Raw genomic sequence first — 1,691 nt, forward strand, 5'->3', positions numbered from 1 at the left:
ACTCCGCTTTGATTCTCGGCCAAGACACTGGTCTATTGGTTTGAAAACATGCAAAATAATAAACTTTCTTTACCTATCGAGTAGGAGGAGATAATTTCTCCGACCTCTCACACCACCGTACGTACGGGTCCGTATACGGCGGTTCAATAGCTTAAGTGTACATGCTCGAACAGATGGACTAGATTTTTGAGTCCCACCTGTTCGAGTATTTTGTTTGTGATCGACCGATGTAAGATATGGCTACAGGCGATGCGCCAGTAGCCTTTTCGTGTATTTGCCCATTCCCATGCTTTTGGTTTTGGAACGTTAAGTTTCATGAGACTTTTATATCTCGTCTTGACTTTCTTCCAACGTTTCCAAATGATCTGGCGAATTCTTCGCCGGAGCCACTGATCAATATGCCGAATATAGCTCTTCATATAGCTTATGCCATAGTAGTTGATCCATCCTGTGGTTACTTCATTAATTTCTTTAACGATCCCACGGATGTTACCGCTTCGGCTTCTTTTCGTCAGTTGTTTGAGCTTTCGCTCAAAGCGCTTTTTCGACTTGATGTGGGGGCGAAATCCCAATCCCTGCTTGGTCGTGTGCAGGCAGAATCCAAGAAATTTAAGTTTCGTTGGGCTGCCGACCTGAGTTTTCTCCCGATTGACGGTTAGTTTCAGTTTATCTTCCAGAAAGGTGGTGATGCTCTTCATGACTCGTTCGCCCGCTCTTCTGCTTTTGACGTAGATCGTACAGTCGTCGGCATAGCGAACAAACTTATGTCCTCTTCGTTCCAGTTCCTTGTCCAGTTGATCAAGATAAATGTTGCCTAGAATGGGCGAGAGATTCCCCCCCTGGGGAACACCGGCCTCGGTCGGTACAACCTTTCCATTCGTATGCACACCACTGCGCAGGAACTTGCGAATGAGTTGAAGGACGATTTTGTCCTTAATCCGTTTTTCCACGCAATACATCAACTGATCATGATTCACTGTGTCAAAGTAGGCTTTTAAATCAAGATCCACCGCATATCTATATCCTGCTTCGTAGTAAGCCTTGGCGCGTTTCATTGCGTTGTGGGCACTGCGGTGCGGGCGGAAGCCAAAGCTGTTGTCTGAGAACGTCGGATCAACGATCCGTTCCATCACTTGAAGGATCGCCTGTTGTACCAGTCGGTCACGTACCGTCGGAACTCCGAGCTTTCGTTTCGATCCATCCGGTTTGGGAATTTCTACACGTCTTACGGGTTGTGGCTCATAGGAGCCATTCCTAATCTGCTTGATCAGTTCATCCCTGTTCCGTATCAGGAAGGGGAACAACTCATCAACCGTCATCCCATCAATGCCTGCAGATCCTTTATTTGCCTTTACTCGCTTATAGGCTCGATTTAGGTTCATTCGATCAACGATTCTCGTGACGAGATCATGCACACCATCTCTTCGTTCAGGTTCGCCGTGAGTCGTGCTACACACTTCTGTCGTACCTTCGGATTCCATCCTATTCTTCGATAGATAGCCATCATTTGATGTTTTCCGTGATTGTCGCATCGCTCACACCTCCTCTGTTTCCGAGATTACTATTGTTCAGCCCTTCGTCCTGGTGGACTACTATGGCTTCTGCTGACTTCTTACAATTCATCTCACCATCACTGGCATGATTGTTCCTGTGGGAAATGCCTTCCCTCTTGTCGGGAACCCTTGTAAGAC

General features: G+C 46.8%; 2 protein-coding genes. Both read right to left on the reverse strand.

Annotation, left to right across the window (positions count from 1 at the left end; genetic code table 11):
• Positions 1 to 143 precede the first annotated feature (143 nt).
• Entirely contained in the window at positions 144 to 1,532 is a 1,389-nt protein-coding gene (ltrA, locus tag ABWW58_RS17070) for a group II intron reverse transcriptase/maturase (protein WP_353870249.1), read from the reverse strand.
• Positions 1,504 to 1,691, reverse strand: a 188-nt coding sequence (locus tag ABWW58_RS17075; protein WP_353870250.1) for a hypothetical protein, incomplete at its 5' end; no start/stop codon positions are given. The genes ABWW58_RS17075 and ltrA, both read right to left, overlap by 29 nt.

It is taken from the genome of Sporolactobacillus caesalpiniae (assembly GCF_040513385.1).
Taxonomy (GTDB): domain Bacteria; phylum Bacillota; class Bacilli; order Bacillales; family Sporolactobacillaceae; genus Sporolactobacillus.